The 18,680-nt window shown below is 32.7% G+C and carries 7 protein-coding genes and 2 pseudogenes; 4 read left to right on the top strand and 5 right to left on the bottom strand.

Features of this window, described 5'->3' with window-relative positions; genetic code table 11:
* Window positions 1-2 precede the first annotated feature (2 nt).
* On the top strand, window positions 3-1,367 hold the full coding sequence (locus tag Z054_RS0123840) for an MATE family efflux transporter (protein WP_024772531.1): 1,365 nt from the start codon (window positions 3-5) through the stop codon (window positions 1,365-1,367).
* A 26-nt stretch (window positions 1,368-1,393) separates the two neighbouring features.
* Here the strand turns inward: Z054_RS0123840 and Z054_RS0123835 are convergent, their stop codons facing one another.
* From Z054_RS0123835 to Z054_RS31125, 5 genes and pseudogenes are all read right to left on the bottom strand, one after another.
* Window positions 1,394-2,002: a methyltransferase domain-containing protein gene (locus tag Z054_RS0123835; RefSeq protein ID WP_024772530.1), complete on the bottom strand. Its 609-nt coding sequence runs from the start codon at window positions 2,000-2,002 to the stop codon at window positions 1,394-1,396.
* Window positions 2,003-2,012: 10 nt separating this feature from the next.
* Window positions 2,013-2,441: a Fur family transcriptional regulator gene (locus tag Z054_RS0123830; protein WP_024772529.1), complete on the bottom strand. Its 429-nt coding sequence runs from the start codon at window positions 2,439-2,441 to the stop codon at window positions 2,013-2,015.
* A 539-nt stretch (window positions 2,442-2,980) separates the two neighbouring features.
* Window positions 2,981-7,339 carry a cellulase family glycosylhydrolase gene (locus Z054_RS32350; RefSeq protein ID WP_024772528.1) on the bottom strand — a complete coding sequence of 1,453 codons (4,359 nt, stop codon included), beginning with the start codon at window positions 7,337-7,339 and terminating at the stop codon, window positions 2,981-2,983.
* 363 nt (window positions 7,340-7,702) lie between these two features.
* Window positions 7,703-11,677, bottom strand: a complete 3,975-nt coding sequence (locus Z054_RS0123820) for an ATP-binding protein (RefSeq protein WP_024772527.1) — start codon at window positions 11,675-11,677, stop codon at window positions 7,703-7,705.
* Between the two features lie 228 nt (window positions 11,678-11,905).
* A pseudogene (locus Z054_RS31125) lies at window positions 11,906-12,109 on the bottom strand (type IV secretory system conjugative DNA transfer family protein); the annotation flags it as partial.
* A gap of 228 nt (window positions 12,110-12,337) precedes the next feature.
* Between Z054_RS31125 and Z054_RS0123810 the strand changes: the two are divergent.
* From Z054_RS0123810 to Z054_RS0123800, 3 genes and pseudogenes are all read left to right on the top strand, one after another.
* Window positions 12,338-16,426 (top strand): hybrid sensor histidine kinase/response regulator transcription factor, encoded by a 4,089-nt coding sequence (locus Z054_RS0123810; RefSeq protein WP_024772526.1) that lies wholly within the window; start codon window positions 12,338-12,340, stop codon window positions 16,424-16,426.
* Window positions 16,427-16,583: 157 nt separating this feature from the next.
* Window positions 16,584-18,221, top strand: coding sequence for a leucine-rich repeat domain-containing protein (locus Z054_RS30560; RefSeq protein WP_024772525.1), 1,638 nt, complete (start codon window positions 16,584-16,586; stop codon window positions 18,219-18,221).
* Between the two features lie 38 nt (window positions 18,222-18,259).
* Window positions 18,260-18,680, top strand: a pseudogene (locus tag Z054_RS0123800) (hypothetical protein); the annotation flags it as partial.

Genomic DNA, 18,680 nt, shown 5'->3' with positions numbered 1-18,680 from the left:
ATGTGAAAAAACAGCCGGATATATTAAAAGATAATCTCTGGAAATTAATGATTAAACTTTCTTTACCAGGTATATTAGGAATGATGGTTATCTCTATCAATTCTCTGGTAGATGCTGTATATGTGAGTCATTTCATAGGAACAGAAGCATTTGCAGGGATTTCTTTATTATTTCCTCTCACCTTGGTTATTACCAGTGTTACTGTTTTTATTGCCGCTGGGTCGTCTTCAGTTTTGAGCAGAGCTATTGGTGCCAGTGATACAGAAAAACAACAAAAAGTAATTCCAAATATGATTGCGCTTTCTCTTATTAGTTCGCTGGTATTAATGATTGTAGGGATACTTTTTTCTGAAGAATTGGTAACTTTTATGGGAGCTACCGGCGCTATGCTAGAGTATGGTATCTCATATTTTAAAATATCTATTCTTGGGGCTTTTTTTAGTATTTATGGTCTTTCTGCCAATGGACTGATTAGATCCGAAGGTAAGATTAAACAAGCAATGACATTTACTGTACTATCTGTACTACTAAACATCGCATTAACCCCTCTATTTATTCACACTTTTTCTATGGATATTGCTGGTGCCGCCTGGAGTAGTATCATATCCATGTTCATATATGCGATAGCAACTTCGCTTTATTTTGTTAATGGAAAAGCATCTTTTAGTACAGGGAAATTTAGTATCAAAATTGAAAAAAATATCATAAAAGATGTGATTAACGTAGGTACATCTGCTTTTGTTATGCAATTGTCTAATGTTATAAAACAGTTTTTTTTATTTAGAACTTTAGCATGGTATGGTACTCCTCATGATATTGCTTTTTTTAGTGCTGCATTTAGATTATTTTCATTTTTGGCAATACCTGTATTAGGTTTATTACAACCAATGCAACCCATAATAGGAATCAACTATGGAGCATCTAATATATCAAGATGTATAGAAGCGATAAAGATATTTAGAATAGGAGGTGTTTCCTTTATACTTATGTTTATGATTCCTGTATTGATTTTTCCTGAATATTGTATTCGATTGATGCTTCCGGATATGGTTTTAGATACACAAGAAATTTTTAATCTAAGAAGTATTTTGGCCGTATTATTTCTATTACCTATTGCCTCAAGTAGTATTATTTTTTTTCAAGCCATAGGAAAAGGAAAACTTGCCAGTATATTTCCGATAAGCCGACAAATCGTTCTGTTTCTACCACTAATCTGGTTTTTTCCTAAAATTTTTGGTATTAATGGAATATATTATACTCTTATTATAGAAAATATAATCTATGCATTACTATTATGGGTAGTATCTTCGATTGAACTTAAAAAACTGTTGAGTTCAACTTCTGAAAAAATTGTGTTTCAGAAATAGTGAATTCAAATGGTAAATGGTATAGCTTACTTTTTTTGAGCTACTATATGGAATACATGCCAATATTTTTCTTTTCCAGATATTGTTTTGCCTTGCTTTTCTATTTCATTATAATATTCAATATCAAAACGGTTAAACAATTCTGTTATCTGTTTTTGAGTATGAAAGGTCATTTCGAGATTAGAATTCCAAGAATCATTAATGCCAAAAAAATGCCCACTGAAAATTCCTTTTTTAGTTATTGAAGAAGTAATGATATTCCACAATTTGTCAAAATGATCAGGGTGACAAAATGGTAAACTAAAAGTAGCATTAATGAGTTGACAATTAGGAAGCTCTTCTATATTTTCAAAAGAATTTAAACTAAGTTGAAGTTGTTCCTGATATGTATCCGGAGTATTTTCTTTAATTCTCGACAAAGCTTCATTTTGTTTATCAACTGCAAGTACGTTCCACTTATCTTGAAGAAGAGCAAAAGTATCTACACCATTCCCACAACCCAAATCAATGGCTAGTTTATCTTGTTGACTAATTTGTACTTTTCGAGAAAGAGCTATCGCATTACACAAAGTAGCCGCAGGAGGGTGTTTTTTCTGATCAAAATAATGATAATGAGTGTTCCAAGAATTATTCATTCATTATTTTTTAGTTGGAGAGACATGCATTACAAATACCATTAATCGTATAGTTTATTTTTTGTGCTAAGAATTTTTCTAAAACTTCAATTTTTGGAATTTTAATATCTTCCAGACAGTATGTATGTGAACATTTTTCACAGATAAGATGAACATGTTCATCTGTATGTACTTCTTCAGGGCATTCATGACTACATAACGCATATCTAATACCATGACTATCTTCTGAAGCTTTATGTAATATTCCATGCTCTTCAAAAGAATTTAAAGTTCGATATATTGTTACCCGATCATGACTTATCTTCATATGAGAAATTATTTCTTTTGCAGATAATGCATAATTATAATTCAGAAATATTTTGAGCATTTCTATTCGAACAGAAGTCTTTTTTAAAGTATGTGACTTAAGTAACTCTTCTATATATTTTTGTGTATTCATGAATAATTAAAATTCCAATAGACTAAAAAAATAAAGAATATAATATTCTATTATTCCTTAGTCCTTTTTTTGTTTTTATCCCTATTTCAAATATACTTATTTTATAAAAAACAGTATACTAAAACCTTGATATTAACAAATTTATTGCAGTTTGAATTTGCTACAAAATAGCCCCCCAATACAAATATAATAGCCAATACTATTGCGACACACAGACTCGGGTTTACATTAGGTTCTACTAATTTTATTGTAGCTAGACACACCTGCACAGCTAGAACAGCAAATATTTGGTGAGTAAGGATTAAAAATTGTTAAAAATAAAGATCCTGCTTTTATGTTATTTTTCTATGCTTTAGAAGAAAACATCAATCTAATCATAAGATTATCAGCTACAGTAAAAAACTCCTCCTTTTACATAATCTCAAAATTCAATTCATAAGTAATGATAATTCATGAATTTCGATTTTATTAAAGAAAGCTGTCTCATTGAGGAGTGGACAGCTTTCTTAATAACTATTTGAGATGAGTATTTGATGGGATTATTTGATCAAATAGTTATAAATGGACTTACCTTTATCTAGTTGCATTCTATATATATAAATACCACTACTTAACGAAGTACCATCATATTTAACAATGTGATTTCCTGCTGGTAGAACTTTGTCAATTACTACATCGATCTCTGCTCCCTTTAAGGAAAATAATTTCAAAGTTACATGAGTTCTTTCTTCTAGATCAAATGCATAATCTATATTATTTGTAAAAGGATTTGGATATGCTTTTACATCAATACCGCTTAATGGTTCTATAGTATTAAGTGCTCTATTTGCAAAGACTCCATAAACTTCAAATTCATATAATGAATATCCATAGGTAGTTCCTCTAGCTGTTCCATACATCCTAATATATCTTCCTGTTCCTGAGATATTTAAGTCATCCACTACTCCATCACCACTCGATGTAGAATATATAGACGTCCATGCTGAGGCGTCATTTGAAACTTCAATGCGATAAACTTTAGCATAGGCTGCTTCCCAATGTAGAACTACACGCTCAATATTGGCAATTGCACCCAAATCAATAGAAACCCACTGTGGATCAACCCCTTCTAAAGAAGCCCAACGTGTAGTATTGCTACCATCAACTGCAAAAGAAGCTGGAAAACTTGATGTTTCTAAAGATGAGGCACTAGTTGTTTTATTAAGAGCTATATTCTCTAAAGGTGGGATTCCACTAGGTGGAGTAGCTGCATTAACAGTATTTGAATACGAGGAATTACCAGTCTTATTTTCGGCTCTTACTCTATAATAGTAAGTTGTATTAGCCATAAGGCCTACATTTGAGTATGAAGTTGCATTTATAGTAGTGGTAGCAACAGATGCCCAACCGCTAGTGCCATTTGCAGAGCGTTCAATTCTAAATGAATCTTCATTGTTAGCATTATCAGTCCAACTTAAATCAATCTGGTTTTTTGAAGCTGCGGTAGCTGATAAAGAACTTGGTGCTTCAGGACCAGTTCCTTCCCCAATAGTACCATAAACTTCAAATTCATATAATGAATACCCATAGGCAGTTCCTCTTGCTGTGCCGTACATTCTGATATATCGTCCTGTTCCAGAAATATTCAAACCGTCTATCTTACCATTCCCAGTCGATGTAGAATATATAGATGTCCATGCTATACCATCGTTTGAAACTTCAATACGATAGGCTTTTGCATAGGCGGTTTCCCAATTTAGAACTACCCGATCAATATTGACTGCTCCTCCTAGGTCAATAGAAATCCATTGAGGATCAACCTTTTCTTTAGAAGCCCAACGTGTCGTATCTTTGCCATCAACTGCAAAAGAAGCTGGAAAACTTGATGTTTCTAAAGATGACGCAGTGGCTGTTTTACCAAGAGCTATATTTCCTGCTGTGGTCGTTACATTAACTGTATTAGAATAGGCAGAGTTTCCTATAGTATTTTCGGCTCTTACTCTATAGTAATAGGTAGTATTAGATGTGAGGCCTGTATCAGCATATGAACTTGTATTTATAGTAGTGGTCCCAACAGATGTCCAACCACTAGTGCCATTTGCAGAACGTTCTATTCTAAATAAGTCTTCATTATTAGCATTATCAGTCCAACCCAAATCAATCTGAGTACTTATAGTAGTAGTTATAACTAGACTGGTTGGTGCTTCAGGAGCAGTACCACCGCTAAGAGTAGTTGCATTAGCGATATTAGAATATTCAGAACTTCCTCCAGTATTCTTGGCCTTTACCCTGTAATAATAGGTGGTGTTTGCAGTTAAACCAGCATCTAAATAGTTGGTCATATTTGCTGAAACATTTGCTATCGAAACCCAACCACTAGTACTATCTGCAGAGCGCTCCACCTCAAATTCATCTTCATTGCTGGAATTATCTGCCCATGTGATATTAATCTGATTATTAGAATTAGACGTTGCTGATAAACTACCTGGTGCTACAGGTGCATCAATAGTCTCTATTTGGCTATTATTAGGTGGGTCATAATTGTTTGACACATCAGTTAATGCTACCGGGTCGCGCACCCAATCAAGGATTTGCTTGGTACTAACAATTCTAACTTCTGGAAAGGTTAAGGCATAGTTCAAAAAGTCTTCAATAACTTTTCTTCTTTCTGCTGGTGTTATTTGATTGGCCGCAACAAAAGTAGAATTATCTGCATAGATTTCGGTATGCCCTCCAAATATCATTGGAGACCTGTTTCCTTTCATTCGCAAATCAAGTGTATGCTTTAAAGCTCGCAAAAACTGGTCAGCCTTCCAGCCATTTTTCAATAATGTATAGTCCGTGGATGAATATCTCACACCATCAGTATCTATAAGGCCATGTTTGGGCATTCTCCATATCCCAGGATGACTATTAATAGAGCTTTTTCCTGGTAGACCATTATCCAAGGTATAAGGCCAGTAATAATCCTTCCCATCACCTACTGTATGTTCTGTACTGCCACTGTAACCACTGCAGTCATACATTATCCCAAGCTTTTTTATTACTTTATAAGTATTGTTATTAAATTCATAACGTGGCGCTCTAAATCCAAATAATCGGGTAAGACCAACACCTTGTTCTGGGTAAGGTTTCTTAAAATCTTCAGTACAATTATTGATTTCCTCAAACCACTGAGTTTCTGTCATGGTCTTACCATTTAAATTCTTCAAATGTGTACGAGTGTGATTTCCTACTTCATGTTTTTCCATCATCGCTCTTCTCAAAGCTTTACGTGACAAACTGGGGTCTTCTCCCCATGATCCATTGACAATAGGGTTTGAGGTGCTTAGAAAAGTATTCCAGGCAGGTTCACCATCATAGGTTCTTTTATTACCAACTCCTTCAGGGTTCTTTTTTGTTTTAAGAAAATCAAGTATCCATTTCATCCCTCCTGGTTTGTAGAAATCACCATATCCTGAAATTGCGTTATCATCCCAACCTATAGATACAAACATAGGAACATCTGATACAGCTAAGTTATCTGGGGGATTAACTGATGGCGCAACATTATCGGTATAATCGTATGGTGGCGGTATAGATGTTTCGCTTTTAGTTGTGGCATTAGCGGTATTAGAATATGAAGAATTTCCTCCAGAATTTTCAGCTCTTGTCCTGTAATAATATGTTGTATTTGGTGTAAGACCTGTATCAAAATATGAAGTTACATTTGCAGTAGTTGTAGCAATAGAGACCCAGCCACTAGCGCCATCTGCAGAACGTTCTATACTAAATAAACTCTCATTATCCGAATTGTCTAACCAGCTTAAGTTAATCTTACTATTAGAGTTGGTCGTTGCAGATAGACTACTAGGAGAAGCAGGAGGACTTACTGGGTCAATGATAAAATCATCGGCAGGATTTAATATTTTGTCTTTTATCCATGCTCCGGCTTCTTTTAGATTAGCATCTGTCCAATTTCCGCTTGCGCATGTTCCTTGTTTCCATACTGCACCAGTGCGAAAATCATCAGAATAATTCCAATTTGTCCAACTGATCTTTTTTCTACGTAATAAATCCAGATATTTCTGGGTCATAACAAAATCATTTGGGCCTTCACCAGCATAATTTTGTGTACCAAATTCTGTCACAAATATTGGTAACCTATCTGATGCCCAATCAAGTTCATTATAATATAGATCTTGATGTGATGCAGCATAAAAATGGAAGGTGTACATGATATTTGGGAAATTTAAAGGATTATCTACAATATCCTTAGCACTTTTCCCGTCTGATATACCAAGGGAAGCCCAACCATGTGTTCCTATTAATATTGGTGCATCTGCATCAATGGCACGAATTACAGGAATAATGGTATCCCCATAATTTTTAATCTTTGACCACGGAACTCCTCCATTTTGTTCACTTCCCGATTTGTTTGGTTCATTACATATATCATAAATGATATTATTGTAGTCTTTGAATTGAGTAGCAATGTCTGTAAAAAAAGTCTTTGCTTTTTCGGTGTTGAAATTTGGATCTCCCGGAGTTAACTGGTGCCAATCTACCAGAGCATACATCCCTCGATCAGTCGCCATATTAATCATCTTTGCAACTTTGGCAGTAAAACCAGCAGGATCTGTTTCATACCCTCCCTCTTGAACATAAAGAGAAATACGAAGAATATCAGCATCCCAATCATTTGCTAAAACATCTAAAGAAGAGTCGGTAACACATTTTCCATACCATTGGATACCATGTGTACTCATTCCTCTTAATTGAATTGGGTGGCCATACTGGTTACATAATTTCAAGCCTTTAACTTGTAGTTGGCCGTTAGTTGATACTGCATCATTTGTTATCGTTTGTGTATACCCATTCCCAAAAAAGAATAATAGCAACACCATTGACAAAAAAACTTTTGAAAATAATTTTTTCATGGTTAAAAATTTTGGTTAAAAGATTAATTTTTATCTACAAGCAAACTGTTCGCGAATTTTATTTTTATAAACCAGTTCGTCTTATAGTAAAACCAAAGCAACCAAATTTTAGTTTTTACCATGTTCAATACTATCCAAATAATGTTTGATTTTGTCCAATATGCTTTTAAACCAATAGTATGTGATCAAGTGGAGAAGTTGTTGAAGCTATTTTACATCGAATCTTTTATTCAGATTTGCCATTAATTTATCACCAACACTTAAAACCCTTAACATCGGTTAGGGAAAAACTTTGCTTTCTTTAATTATTGCACTATTTATTAGCAACAAATGATTAAAAATCTAAGTTATTCTTTAAAATTATTACCTTTCAATTTCACGATATTGAGTAGGTGTACAGTTTTTCATTTCCTTAAAAACTGTGCTAAAATATCGTTGGTTATCAAAACCAACCTTAGTGGCTATCTCGTTTACAGGGAGGCTTGTGTTTTTTAATAGTTCGGCAGCAAAATCAACTCTGATGAGTTTAATAAATTCATTAACACCCAAATCAGATATAGTTTTCATTTTTGCATAAAATGCAGATCTACTCATTGCAAACTCAGCATTTAACATATTTACATTAAAATTAGAATCATCGAGATTGTTTTCTATTATAGTAATAACCCTTTTAAGAAAAATCTCATCGGTATTGTTATAGGTTATCAATGCTGGAACAATTTTTTGTTTTACTCTTACTAATTCTTTTTGATGGCTTCGATTTTCGATAATATTCACTAATCGAACGCACAATAAATCCAAACTAAAAGGTTTTGACAAATAAGCATCTGCTCCTCCTTTGTATCCTAATAATCGACTCTCCTCATCACTCTTGGCCGTTAGTAATATAACTACTAAGTGACTCACACGAACATCATTTTTGATTTTTTCACATAATTGAAAACCATTCATTTTTGGCATCATTATATCAGAAATAATAATATCAGGAAAATGAGACAAAATCAAATGCCATGCTTCTTCTCCATTAGTAGCTTCAACAATCTTACAATGCTGCCCAAGTCCTTTAACAATAAAGGTTCTCAAGTCAATATCATCTTCAACAACCAAAACAACTTTATCTTTCAACAATTCAAAATCATTATTCTGCACAAATTCATTTTTATCAAAATATGCCTCGTCATATACTAATGTATTATTCTTTTCTGGTTCCAAATTATTTGTACAAGGCAAGTAAAAACTAAACTCGGCTCCACCTTCAGGTCTATTATTCACCCAAATTTCACCGTGTTGGAACTCCACTAGTTTACGAACAAATGTTAATCCAATTCCCGAACCTCCTAAATGATTACTTCCTTGAAAAAAACGATCAAAGATTATTTCCTTTTCTTCTTCTAAAACCCCCGGCCCTTCATCTGCTATGACAAATTCAATTTTATCAACTTTTTTTGTATAGCTTAAAAACACTTGTCCATTCTGAGGAGAATACTTAATGGCATTGATTAATAAATTGCTAAGAATTTTATCCAATTTATCTTCATCGAATGCTACAACTTCTTCTTTTTCTGATAATTCGACAACAAGGGTTATTCCTTTAGTTTCAAATTCCAATTCAAACTGTTTTAAATATTGATTTAACCAATTATTTAAATGCAAAACATCCAATTGAATCTCTCCTGTTCCTACTTCAAACTTTCGAATATCCACAACCTGCTCTACTAAACGTATCATTTTAAGAGTTGCTCCATGCATTACTTTTATATTCCGAAACACCTCTTCTCTTGTAAAAAAATCTTGACCTAACAAACGATTTAACGGACCATATACCAGACTTAGAGGAGTTCTTAATTCATGTGAAATATTAGTAAAAAATTCTTGTTTTCTTTTGTAAAGCAATTTCTCTTGTTCTTTTCGTTCTCTTTCAATAAATAATTCTGCTTTTAGTTTTTCTTGCTTTTTAAAATCTAATGACATCTGAATAAAAATAAATAATGTAAGAGAAATGACACCTCCAATAAACCACCAACGTTTCCACCAAGGTAATGGGACAAAAAGTGATATTGATGTATATTCTTTAGGCCAACTTCCATCTGTAAGATTGCACCATATTTTTATTTCATAAGTTCCATTCGGGATATGAGTAAAATAAACTTGTGGATTAGTGGTTTCTATGACATTATTTAAATATCCATCAAATTGGATTCTATATATTCTGTTACGAAAAATATCCTTTTCGTTTACTACCAAATTGAAACGTAAACTTGAATTATTCCAAACTAATTTAATTTCATTGTTTAGTAGATTTCCCTCTTGATTTTCTGTTTTTCGAGCACCATCAGTAATTATATCAACAATAGAAACTACAGGAGCAGTTAATGATTGATTAGTATCTTGATTAGCATTAATTTTCACTAATCCATCTGCAGCACCAAAATATACATCTCCATTCCTACATTTTAATACTGAACCACTCATATATTCATGGATACGAACTCCCTTAAATCTTCCGTAAAGTTGATAGCTTCCATCAGAAAGATAATAACGATAAAGTCCATTATTGGTTCCCAGCCATAAACTGTTGTCTACTCCTTCTGTGACACTATGTACAGCGGAGAAAAATTTGTTTTTATTATAATGAATTTGTTTTTTTTTCTTGTCATAACAGAAGAGTCCTATTGAAGAAGCCATCCATATGCTATCCCTTATCTTAATCATCGAGTAAATAGAATTATTATACCTTTCACAATTCCATTTCTCATTAGATAATGAAAAAACATTACTAACCGATTTTTTTGAAGTATTTATTAGATATGCTCCACCCACTCCACCCGCAATAAACTCTTCATTATTGATTTCTTGTAGAATGTTCATCGTTATGGGCTGTTCTATGTTCCACCCATTACTCTTCGCTAATATATCTATTGTACCATCATTAGTTCTTAGTTCGACTTTTTCCCTACCAAAATTCCAGATATTACCATATTTGTCATCAAAAAGATATGTAGGAACATAAGAATCTGACTCACTCCATTTTTTTAACCAGGAGTTGTTCTCTTCCTTTTCAAATGTATTTCGTTTTATATCAAATATTCTAATTTTATCATGATAAAAGCTCACTAAAAGTTTATTCTCTCCATACCCACAGATCGAAACAATTTTTCCTTCTCGAAATTCTTGTATATGTTCAAATGTATTAGACTTTGGATCAAACATATTTAGTCCTCCTCCATCGGTTCCTATCCATATTTTATCATCATTACCTTCGAATAATGTCAAGACAGTTGGGTTAGACAATCCAAAATGATTACCAAAAGGGACTTCAGCAAAAGATTGAGCAGCTACTTCATTGATCCAGATCAAACCAGTACGAACTGTTCCTACAAAAAGATTTCCAAAATGATCAAAATATAAATCGGTAATGGAATTACTGGGTAAAGAGAGTGATGAATTTTCAACTCTTTTTTGATGCTGTAATTTCTGAATCTTCCTTGTTATTTGATCAAATATTATTATCCCTCCTCCATCGGTTGCGATGTATACTTCACTTCCTTTTTCAACAAGATCCGTTACAAAACGGTACTGAGAGTTTATCAACTGATTTATGGTCTCATCAAAAACCTCTTCTCCATTTTTTTTAAAAAGTTTTATCCCGTTTTTATTAGTAACAACCCACAATATTCCTTTTTTGTCGACCAAAACATCATAAACACCATCAATTTCTTTATCACCAATTTGAGTTATATCGGTCGATGTCTTATTATATATCCATAGCCCATTCCTAGTTGAGCCAATAACAAAGTTTTCATTATCGAAACTAGCCAGTTTAAGAATAGAATTATCCGGGCCTTTTCCGTTAAAAAGTCTTACATCAAACTCATTAGTTTTATAGTTAAAGAATGCTAACCCTGTAGAAAACCCAAAGACAAGCTGATTATTCTCCTTACTAAAAGAATGTACTCCCGCAGAATTTTCATCAAATACAATAGTTGAAAATGAATCTTCTTCTCTATTATAACGCGCTAATCCTCGTCGTGTGCCGATCCAGAGATTTAAGGAATCATCCTCAATGATGAAATTAATATGATTGTTTGGTATGGATTTATCACTTTCGTCATCGTATAAGAACTTTTGCATATAAAAACCATCATACTTATGCAGTCCTCCAACGGTTCCAATCCATAAATGACCTAAATGATCACGACAGATAGAACGTATATTGTTACTAGCCAGGCCATCTTTAACTGTAATTTGCTCAATACTATACTTCTTATTAGCTAGAGCATTATCTATACAGCAAAGCAGTATTAGAACAATAACTATTTTGGTATACAATTTTCCCATAGATTTTAATTTCAGATTCAACTTTAAATCTAGATTGGAATTCCTATCATTTTTAAGGTAACCTTAAAAAGTCTTTAAGTCTCTTGTTTTAATTGATTAAACTTTAACTACTAGTCTTCCCAAAGCAAAATGTATTCTACTCTTTGTTACACCAAACTTCAATATATTAAAATACAGCTAATTCTATTTGATTTTTGTTTGTAAATTGATTTATTCTCTTTTAGGGAGAACTTCGTCTTTTGACAATACCATAAATAGTTTTTGAGAGCCTATCTTTTTAAAGGCATTGGCCAAGGTGCTTTTAACACCTGCCGTTTGCTTGTCGGAATCCATTCCACCAATAAAAGTACTTGCCATACTCTTAGATGTTATATTGGAATTCAAAAAAGAAATCAACCTTTTGGTAGTTAAAGATTGAAAAATAGCAATCAAAAGTTTCAACAAGATTTGCTGTAAAACTTGATTATTTGTTTAAATTTATCAGTTATCAGTTATTAGTTATTTGATTATCAAATAACTATGTTAAAAAAACAATCATTAACACCGCTTTATCGTGTTAGCCTCTTGCTTTTTCTATTACATTTGCAAAAGCAAATTCTATAGGAAAACTATTTCAAAATCTACCTTTAGTAATATTTTTGTAATATAGGGGCTTAGGAAATGAAACAAACAAAATCTATATTTAGCGCTACGAAAGGAAGATATTTTCTTTATATCTTTTTTGTACTATTTTTATTTACCTTTTTTAGTGCATTTTCTCAGAAAAAAAAGAATTCTAACCTAAAATTTACACCAAAAGAAATTTGGGAAGCTGGGGTACCCTATATTGAAAACTACACTTCTGCCGATTATAAAAACAGTCCTTGGAACTTTAAAATTATTGAAGGAAACAATGGGTTTATGTACATAGGAAATGGCGAAGGAATTCTTGAATATGACGGTAATTCTTGGGATTTCATACCTACAGAGCATAAAAATTGGATTATGACTTTCTCAAAAACAGATAATGAAAAAATATTTGTAGGTGGAAATCAAGAATTAGGATACTTAGAACCAGACAAGTTGGGCGAAATGAAATTTCATTCTCTTAGAGATTCTTTAGAGACTAACTATAAAGATTTTGGAAATATTTGGTCAACTGTTACTATTGGGGATAATGCCTATTTTTCATCCCCTAAATATCTTTTTAAATGGGATGGCAAAAAGTTCACAACATGGAAAGCAAAGAAAGAATTTGGTGAAATTTTTAAGGTGAATGGTTCATTATATTTAAATGACCAAAGTGTAGGATTACAAAAACTTATTGATGATTCGCTACAGGTAGTTTCGGGATCAGAAATTTTAATAAGCAATGATGATAAACAACCAGAAAGAATCCGGGAAATGCTCCCCTATAAAAGTAATCAAATATTAATTATTCATTCCCATCAAGGATTACTATTATACAATGGAGAAAGGTTTGAGAAATTCAACCAAAAAAGCAATGCTATTTTATTAAAAAGTAATGTGTACGCAGGGGTAGCTTTATCTAACGGAGATTACGCTCTTGCAACACTTATCTTTGGAGTATATATAATCGATGGAAAAACAGGTGAGATAAAAAAAAGGCTTGGAAAAAAACATGGTTTGACCAGTAATGAACTCTATGCGATTTATGAAGATAGTAATGGGGCCATTTGGGTGTGTGGTGGTGAAGGTATTTCTAAAATAGAATGGGCATCTCCTTTTAGAATATTTAATGATTTAAGCGGATTAAATGAAATTGTGACATCAGTATGTTATCAATCAGGGAAGTTATTGGTTGAAAGTAATGGTATATACTATCTAACAAAGAGTGATTTATACACAGAAGAAAAGGGCCTTGTTTTTAAAAAAACAGAAGGTCTCAGAGCTGGCAGGCTTGTAGATATTATTTCTACCAAAAAAGGGATATTTGCCCGCAATGAAAGTCAAGTTTATGAAATTAGTGATATTTATGCTACACAACTGATAGCAGAAAAGGGTTCTAATTTTTCTTCCTTTATAAGATCAGATATATATGATTCCAAATTTTATTTTGCTACTAATGAGAAAGAGCTATTTGATTTTACTCTTGTAGATAATAAATGGATTACAAGACATCTTCTTCAAGCAGATGGTGTTATAACTAGTATAGTAGAGGGGTCTATGGGAAATCTATGGCTTGCTGTCCAGGAAAAAGGGTTGTATTTTGGAAAATATATATCTGAGAATTCTGGTGGACAAACCAAATTCCTGATTAAAAAATATGATACCTTATCTGGACTTCCTTCAATGTCAAACAATTCTATTACCCAATTCCAAAATAAACTTGTCGTATCAACTGAGGATGGATATTATAAATTTAATCAAATTGACCAAACTTTTGAAAAGTACAGCTTATGGTCAGGTCAGTACAACAAATCTAATAAAGATTTTGGTTATGAATTTATAGATAGTAAAGGCGGCTTATGGCATACAACTATAACAGATGATGAGAATAAAGTATTTAAGGTTTCTAAAAATAAACTATCAGAAATTTCAGAATACAAACTATTTTCCGATTTTAGACTAGATTACCTTGAAGTAATGGATGAGATAGCTCTTTTTGTTACAACGAATGGTATTCTTATGTATAATGAAAATGAGGCTAGATCTTTAAATAGAAACCTATCTACTAAACTAAGAAAAGTTTGGGTTAATAACGATTCATTAATCTATTCAGGTGCTAGTAAACATAAACAAACAAAAGATCGTTTTGAAATTCCCTTTAAAAATAACACATTAAAATTTGAATATACACTTCCCTTTTATACCAAATCAGAAAAAAACGTATATCAATATTTTTTAGAAGGTTTTGAAGATGGTTGGTCTTCTTGGTCTACTGAGACTAAAAAAGACTATACTAACATGCCTGAGGGTAATTATACTTTTAAAGTACGCTCAAAAAACATTTACGATGAAATTGGCAGTGAAGACCTATATTCTTTTACCATTTTACCACCTTGGCAAAGAACGTGGTGGGCATATTTAATTTATGGTATGGCAGCTATTACTTTTATGGTTTTGTTTTCTAAATGGAGATCTCAGGAATTAAAGAGAAAAAATGTAGCTTTAGAAGGAGTGGTTAAAGAACGAACTCTGGAAATAAGTTACAAAAATGAGTTACTAGGTGCGCAAACCGAGAAACTTATAGAAATGGGTAAAGCCAAAACAAAGTTATACTCTAATATTACGCATGAATTTAGAACACCACTTACCGTAATACTTGGTATGGCAGATTCGCTAGAATTAAATGTTGAAAACAAAAGTTTTGAAGGTGCAGGAAAATCCTTAGAAATGATTCATCGTAATGGTAAAAATTTGTTGCATTTGATTAATGAGATGTTAGATCTAGCTAAGTCTGAAAGTGGAAATATGGAGTTACAATTAATCCAAACCGATGTGGTTCCCTTAGTAAAATATCTCGGTGAAAGTTTTCATTCGCTAGCAGAAGAAAATCAAATAAATCTAACAATTTATTCAGAAATAGATGAATTAATAATGGATTTAGATCTTACTAAATTAACGTCTATTCTATCCAATGTTTTATCCAATGCAATAAAATTTACAGCTCCTTTTGGTAAAATAATTGTGCACATTAATCAGGTAGTACAAGAAGAAGGGGAATATTTATTGATAAAAGTAAAGGATAATGGTAAAGGTATTGCAGAAGAAGAACTACCTAATGTTTTTAATAGATTCTATCAAACAGATGTACCTGTCTCTACACAAAATAGAGGGACTGGTATTGGTTTAGCTTTAGCCAAAGAACTCATTGAATTAATGAATGGAACCATAAGTGTTAAAAGCAAGCTTGAAAAAGGGAGCGAATTTAGTATTGAGATTCCTGTTACAAGAAACGCTCCTACTTCGAAAGATGTCCCAACTCCTATTAAACCATATATTTCTGATTCAGATCCTATGTTTGAAGACATAGATCAAGTACAGATTGATGATCCTGAATTACCTATAGTACTCATTATAGAGGATAATGTAGATGTTGCGCATTATTTAAAAATATGTCTTAAAGAAACGTATACAACCATACATGCCATAGATGGTATTCAAGGTATAGAATTGGCATTAGAAAGAGTACCCGATGTCATTATTTGCGATGTAATGATGCCCGGTAAAGATGGATTTGAAGTATGTGCCACCTTGAAATCTGATGAACGCACAGATCATATCCCCATTATAATTCTAACTGCCAAAGTAACCGAAGAAGATAGAATTACAGGCTTGTCTCATGGAGCAGATGCCTACTTGCCAAAACCTTTTAATAAAAAAGAACTATTTGTGAGATTAGATCAACTTGTTTTATTGAGAAAAAAACTAATAGAGAAAATCCAAAATAATGGTTTTTATCAATTTTTGAACAAAAGCCCTGAAAAGCCGGAAGCAAAGTTTCTTCAAAAAACGATGGCAATAATTCATAAGGAAATGGATAATTCTAATTTTGGTTCGGGTGAACTTGCAAAAAAAATGTATTTAAGCGAATCTCAGGTCTATAGAAAATTAAAAGCCATTACAGACAAGTCTACTGCAGTTTTCATCAGGTCAATACGTCTTCAAAAAGCTAAAGAATTAATAACAACTACAGATAAAACGATATCCGAAATTGCATATGAAGTAGGATTTAATGATCCTTCATGGTTTAGTCGTGCATTTAAAGAAGAGTTTGGCCTCTCTCCTAGCGACATTAGCAAATAATTGATTATCAACTCTTAGTATCCAATTTTATAATATTCTTGCAATAATAGTACTAGCGTTTTTTTTGTTATGCATGAATACTTCAAGGAAACGAAATAATAGTACAAGCCATGTAGAGAGTTAGGCTGTTATTTTGACCCTAAATAAAAATGGGGTCATGAAAACTATAAATTCATCTAAAAAAAACGTTTCTAAAATAAGTTCAATTATTCTTTTGTTAACCATCTTCTTTATCACCGGATGTAGTAAAGATGATGAGCCAGCACCTGTCGAAATTGTAAAAAGCAATGCTAAACAAATTACAAGTTTTAAGTTTTTGTCTGCTAACAATTCGGTATTGTCGATAGATGTAACAGCAAATATAGATGCAACAGCCAAAACCATTGTTGCTACATTACCTGTTGATACTCCTTTAACAGGATTAATACCCACAATTGATGTATCTGCAAAGGCTAGTTTTAATCCTACGGGATCGCAAGATTTCACCAATCCTTTAATTTTTACTGTTGTTGCAGAGGATAGATCAACAACGAACTACTCGGTAACCATCACTCGAGAATTGAGTGAAAAGGGAGTCTTACAGCTCATCCTAGATGTCAATCCTGATAACACTTTAGGCTGGGATCTGCAAAACACTACCGACTTAGATAGTTTAAACGGGGTAACTCTGAACACTCAAGGTAACATTAGTGAATTAAACCTGCCGAATAAAAACCTGAACGAATTACCCGCAGAAATTGGGCAATTAACGAGTTTAGAAATTTTGTTACTAGGGGAGAACAACCTTAGTACCCTTCCAAAAGAAATTGGTTTATTATCTAGTTTGAAAATATTGCGTCTATCAGTAAATCAATTGACTACTCTACCTAATGAAATATCACAGTTAACAGATTTAGAAGAATTATACTTAAATAGTAACCAATTTACAATCCTACCATCAGAAATAGAAGCATTGACAAAGCTTATCATTTTGTCAATAAACAGCAACCAGCTTAGTTCAATACCAAAAGGAATTGGAGCGCTGAGTAGTCTAATTAATTTGAATTTGAATAGAAACCAGCTTGAGGATATTCCATCAGAGATTGGTCAATTGACCAATCTTGAGCATTTGATTCTAAAAAATAATCGACTAACGACTTTACCTCAAGAGATAGGTTTATTAACGAACTTAAGTGTTCTTAATTTAAGTGATAATCAACTTAATTCTATTCCGATTGAATTAGGTTTTCTTATCAATCTAAACTTCTTAGACATTACAAACAACAATTTAACAGCCATTCCTCGATGTCTTCGTTTTTTGGAGTTGTTTACCGCACCAAGCATGGATTTCTTGCATGATCTTGTTACGTTTCAATCTACTTCTCAAAAAGATGCACTTATTAGTATCTATAGTGCCAATCCCGGTAATGCTTTAGAATGGGGGGTTGATAATTTTCCTGATGTTGATTTTGATGCAAATGGTAACCCAACAGGTTTGCGTTTAAATAACAAAAACCTTGCCCGATTACCTGATTTTATAGGTGTACTCACTTCATTGGATATTATAATAGTAAATAATAATAGTATAGAAGATATTCCAACATCTTTGGGAGATGTAAATACGTTAATGGTTCTAGAATTTGGGAATAATAAATTGGCGACAGTGCCATCAGAGCTAGGTCAATTAAGCAATCTGCAACTATTAAATTTAACCAACAACCCGTTAATAAACATACCTACAGAAGTCTGTGATCTGCAAACGTCGAACGGGGGAATGCTTACTATACTCACTGATCCTGGAGAAGAATGTAACTAGTGAAAAAACGAGGCCATTCACTCTTTAATGTAAAAATCATGAAAACATATATACATAATAATCTATACATAATCGTTTATCTCTTAATCATTTTTTGTGTTATAAGTTGTAGTAAAGATGATGAACCAGCATCTGCAGAAATTGTAAAAAGCAATGCTAAACAAATTACAAGTTTTAAGTTTTTGTCTACCAACAATACAGTATTATCGACAGATGTAACGGCAAACATTGATACCATTGCCAAAACCATTATTGCTACATTACCTAGTGATACTCCTTTATCAACACTTACTCCTACGATTGATGTCTCTGCAAAGGCTAGTATTAGTCCAACAGGAGCACAAGATTTTACTAATCCTGTAACGTATACCATTAGTGCAGAAGATGGAAGTAGAAGTAATATTGAGGTAAGACTTATCAGTGATAGTAGTGCTAAACAAATTACAAGTTTTGTATTTC

The sequence above is a fragment of the Aquimarina macrocephali JAMB N27 genome (assembly GCF_000520995.1).
Lineage (GTDB): Bacteria > Bacteroidota > Bacteroidia > Flavobacteriales > Flavobacteriaceae > Aquimarina > Aquimarina macrocephali.
The sequence above is the reverse complement of the archived record's forward strand: the minus strand, read 5'-3'. Positions and strand labels throughout refer to the sequence as shown.

Bases quoted from the DNA above. Each gene is read 5' to 3' on its own strand.
- Z054_RS32350 (WP_024772528.1), bottom strand. From the start codon at position 7,339: ATGAAAAAATTATTTTCAAAAGTTTTTTTGTCAATGGTGTTGCTATTA.
- Z054_RS0123835 (WP_024772530.1), bottom strand. From the start codon at position 2,002: ATGAATAATTCTTGGAACACTCATTATCATTATTTTGATCAGAAAAAA.
- Z054_RS0123830 (WP_024772529.1), bottom strand. From the start codon at position 2,441: ATGAATACACAAAAATATATAGAAGAGTTACTTAAGTCACATACTTTA.
- Z054_RS0123810 (WP_024772526.1), top strand. From the start codon at position 12,338: ATGAAACAAACAAAATCTATATTTAGCGCTACGAAAGGAAGATATTTT.
- Z054_RS0123820 (WP_024772527.1), bottom strand. From the start codon at position 11,677: ATGGGAAAATTGTATACCAAAATAGTTATTGTTCTAATACTGCTTTGC.
- Z054_RS30560 (WP_024772525.1), top strand. From the start codon at position 16,584: ATGAAAACTATAAATTCATCTAAAAAAAACGTTTCTAAAATAAGTTCA.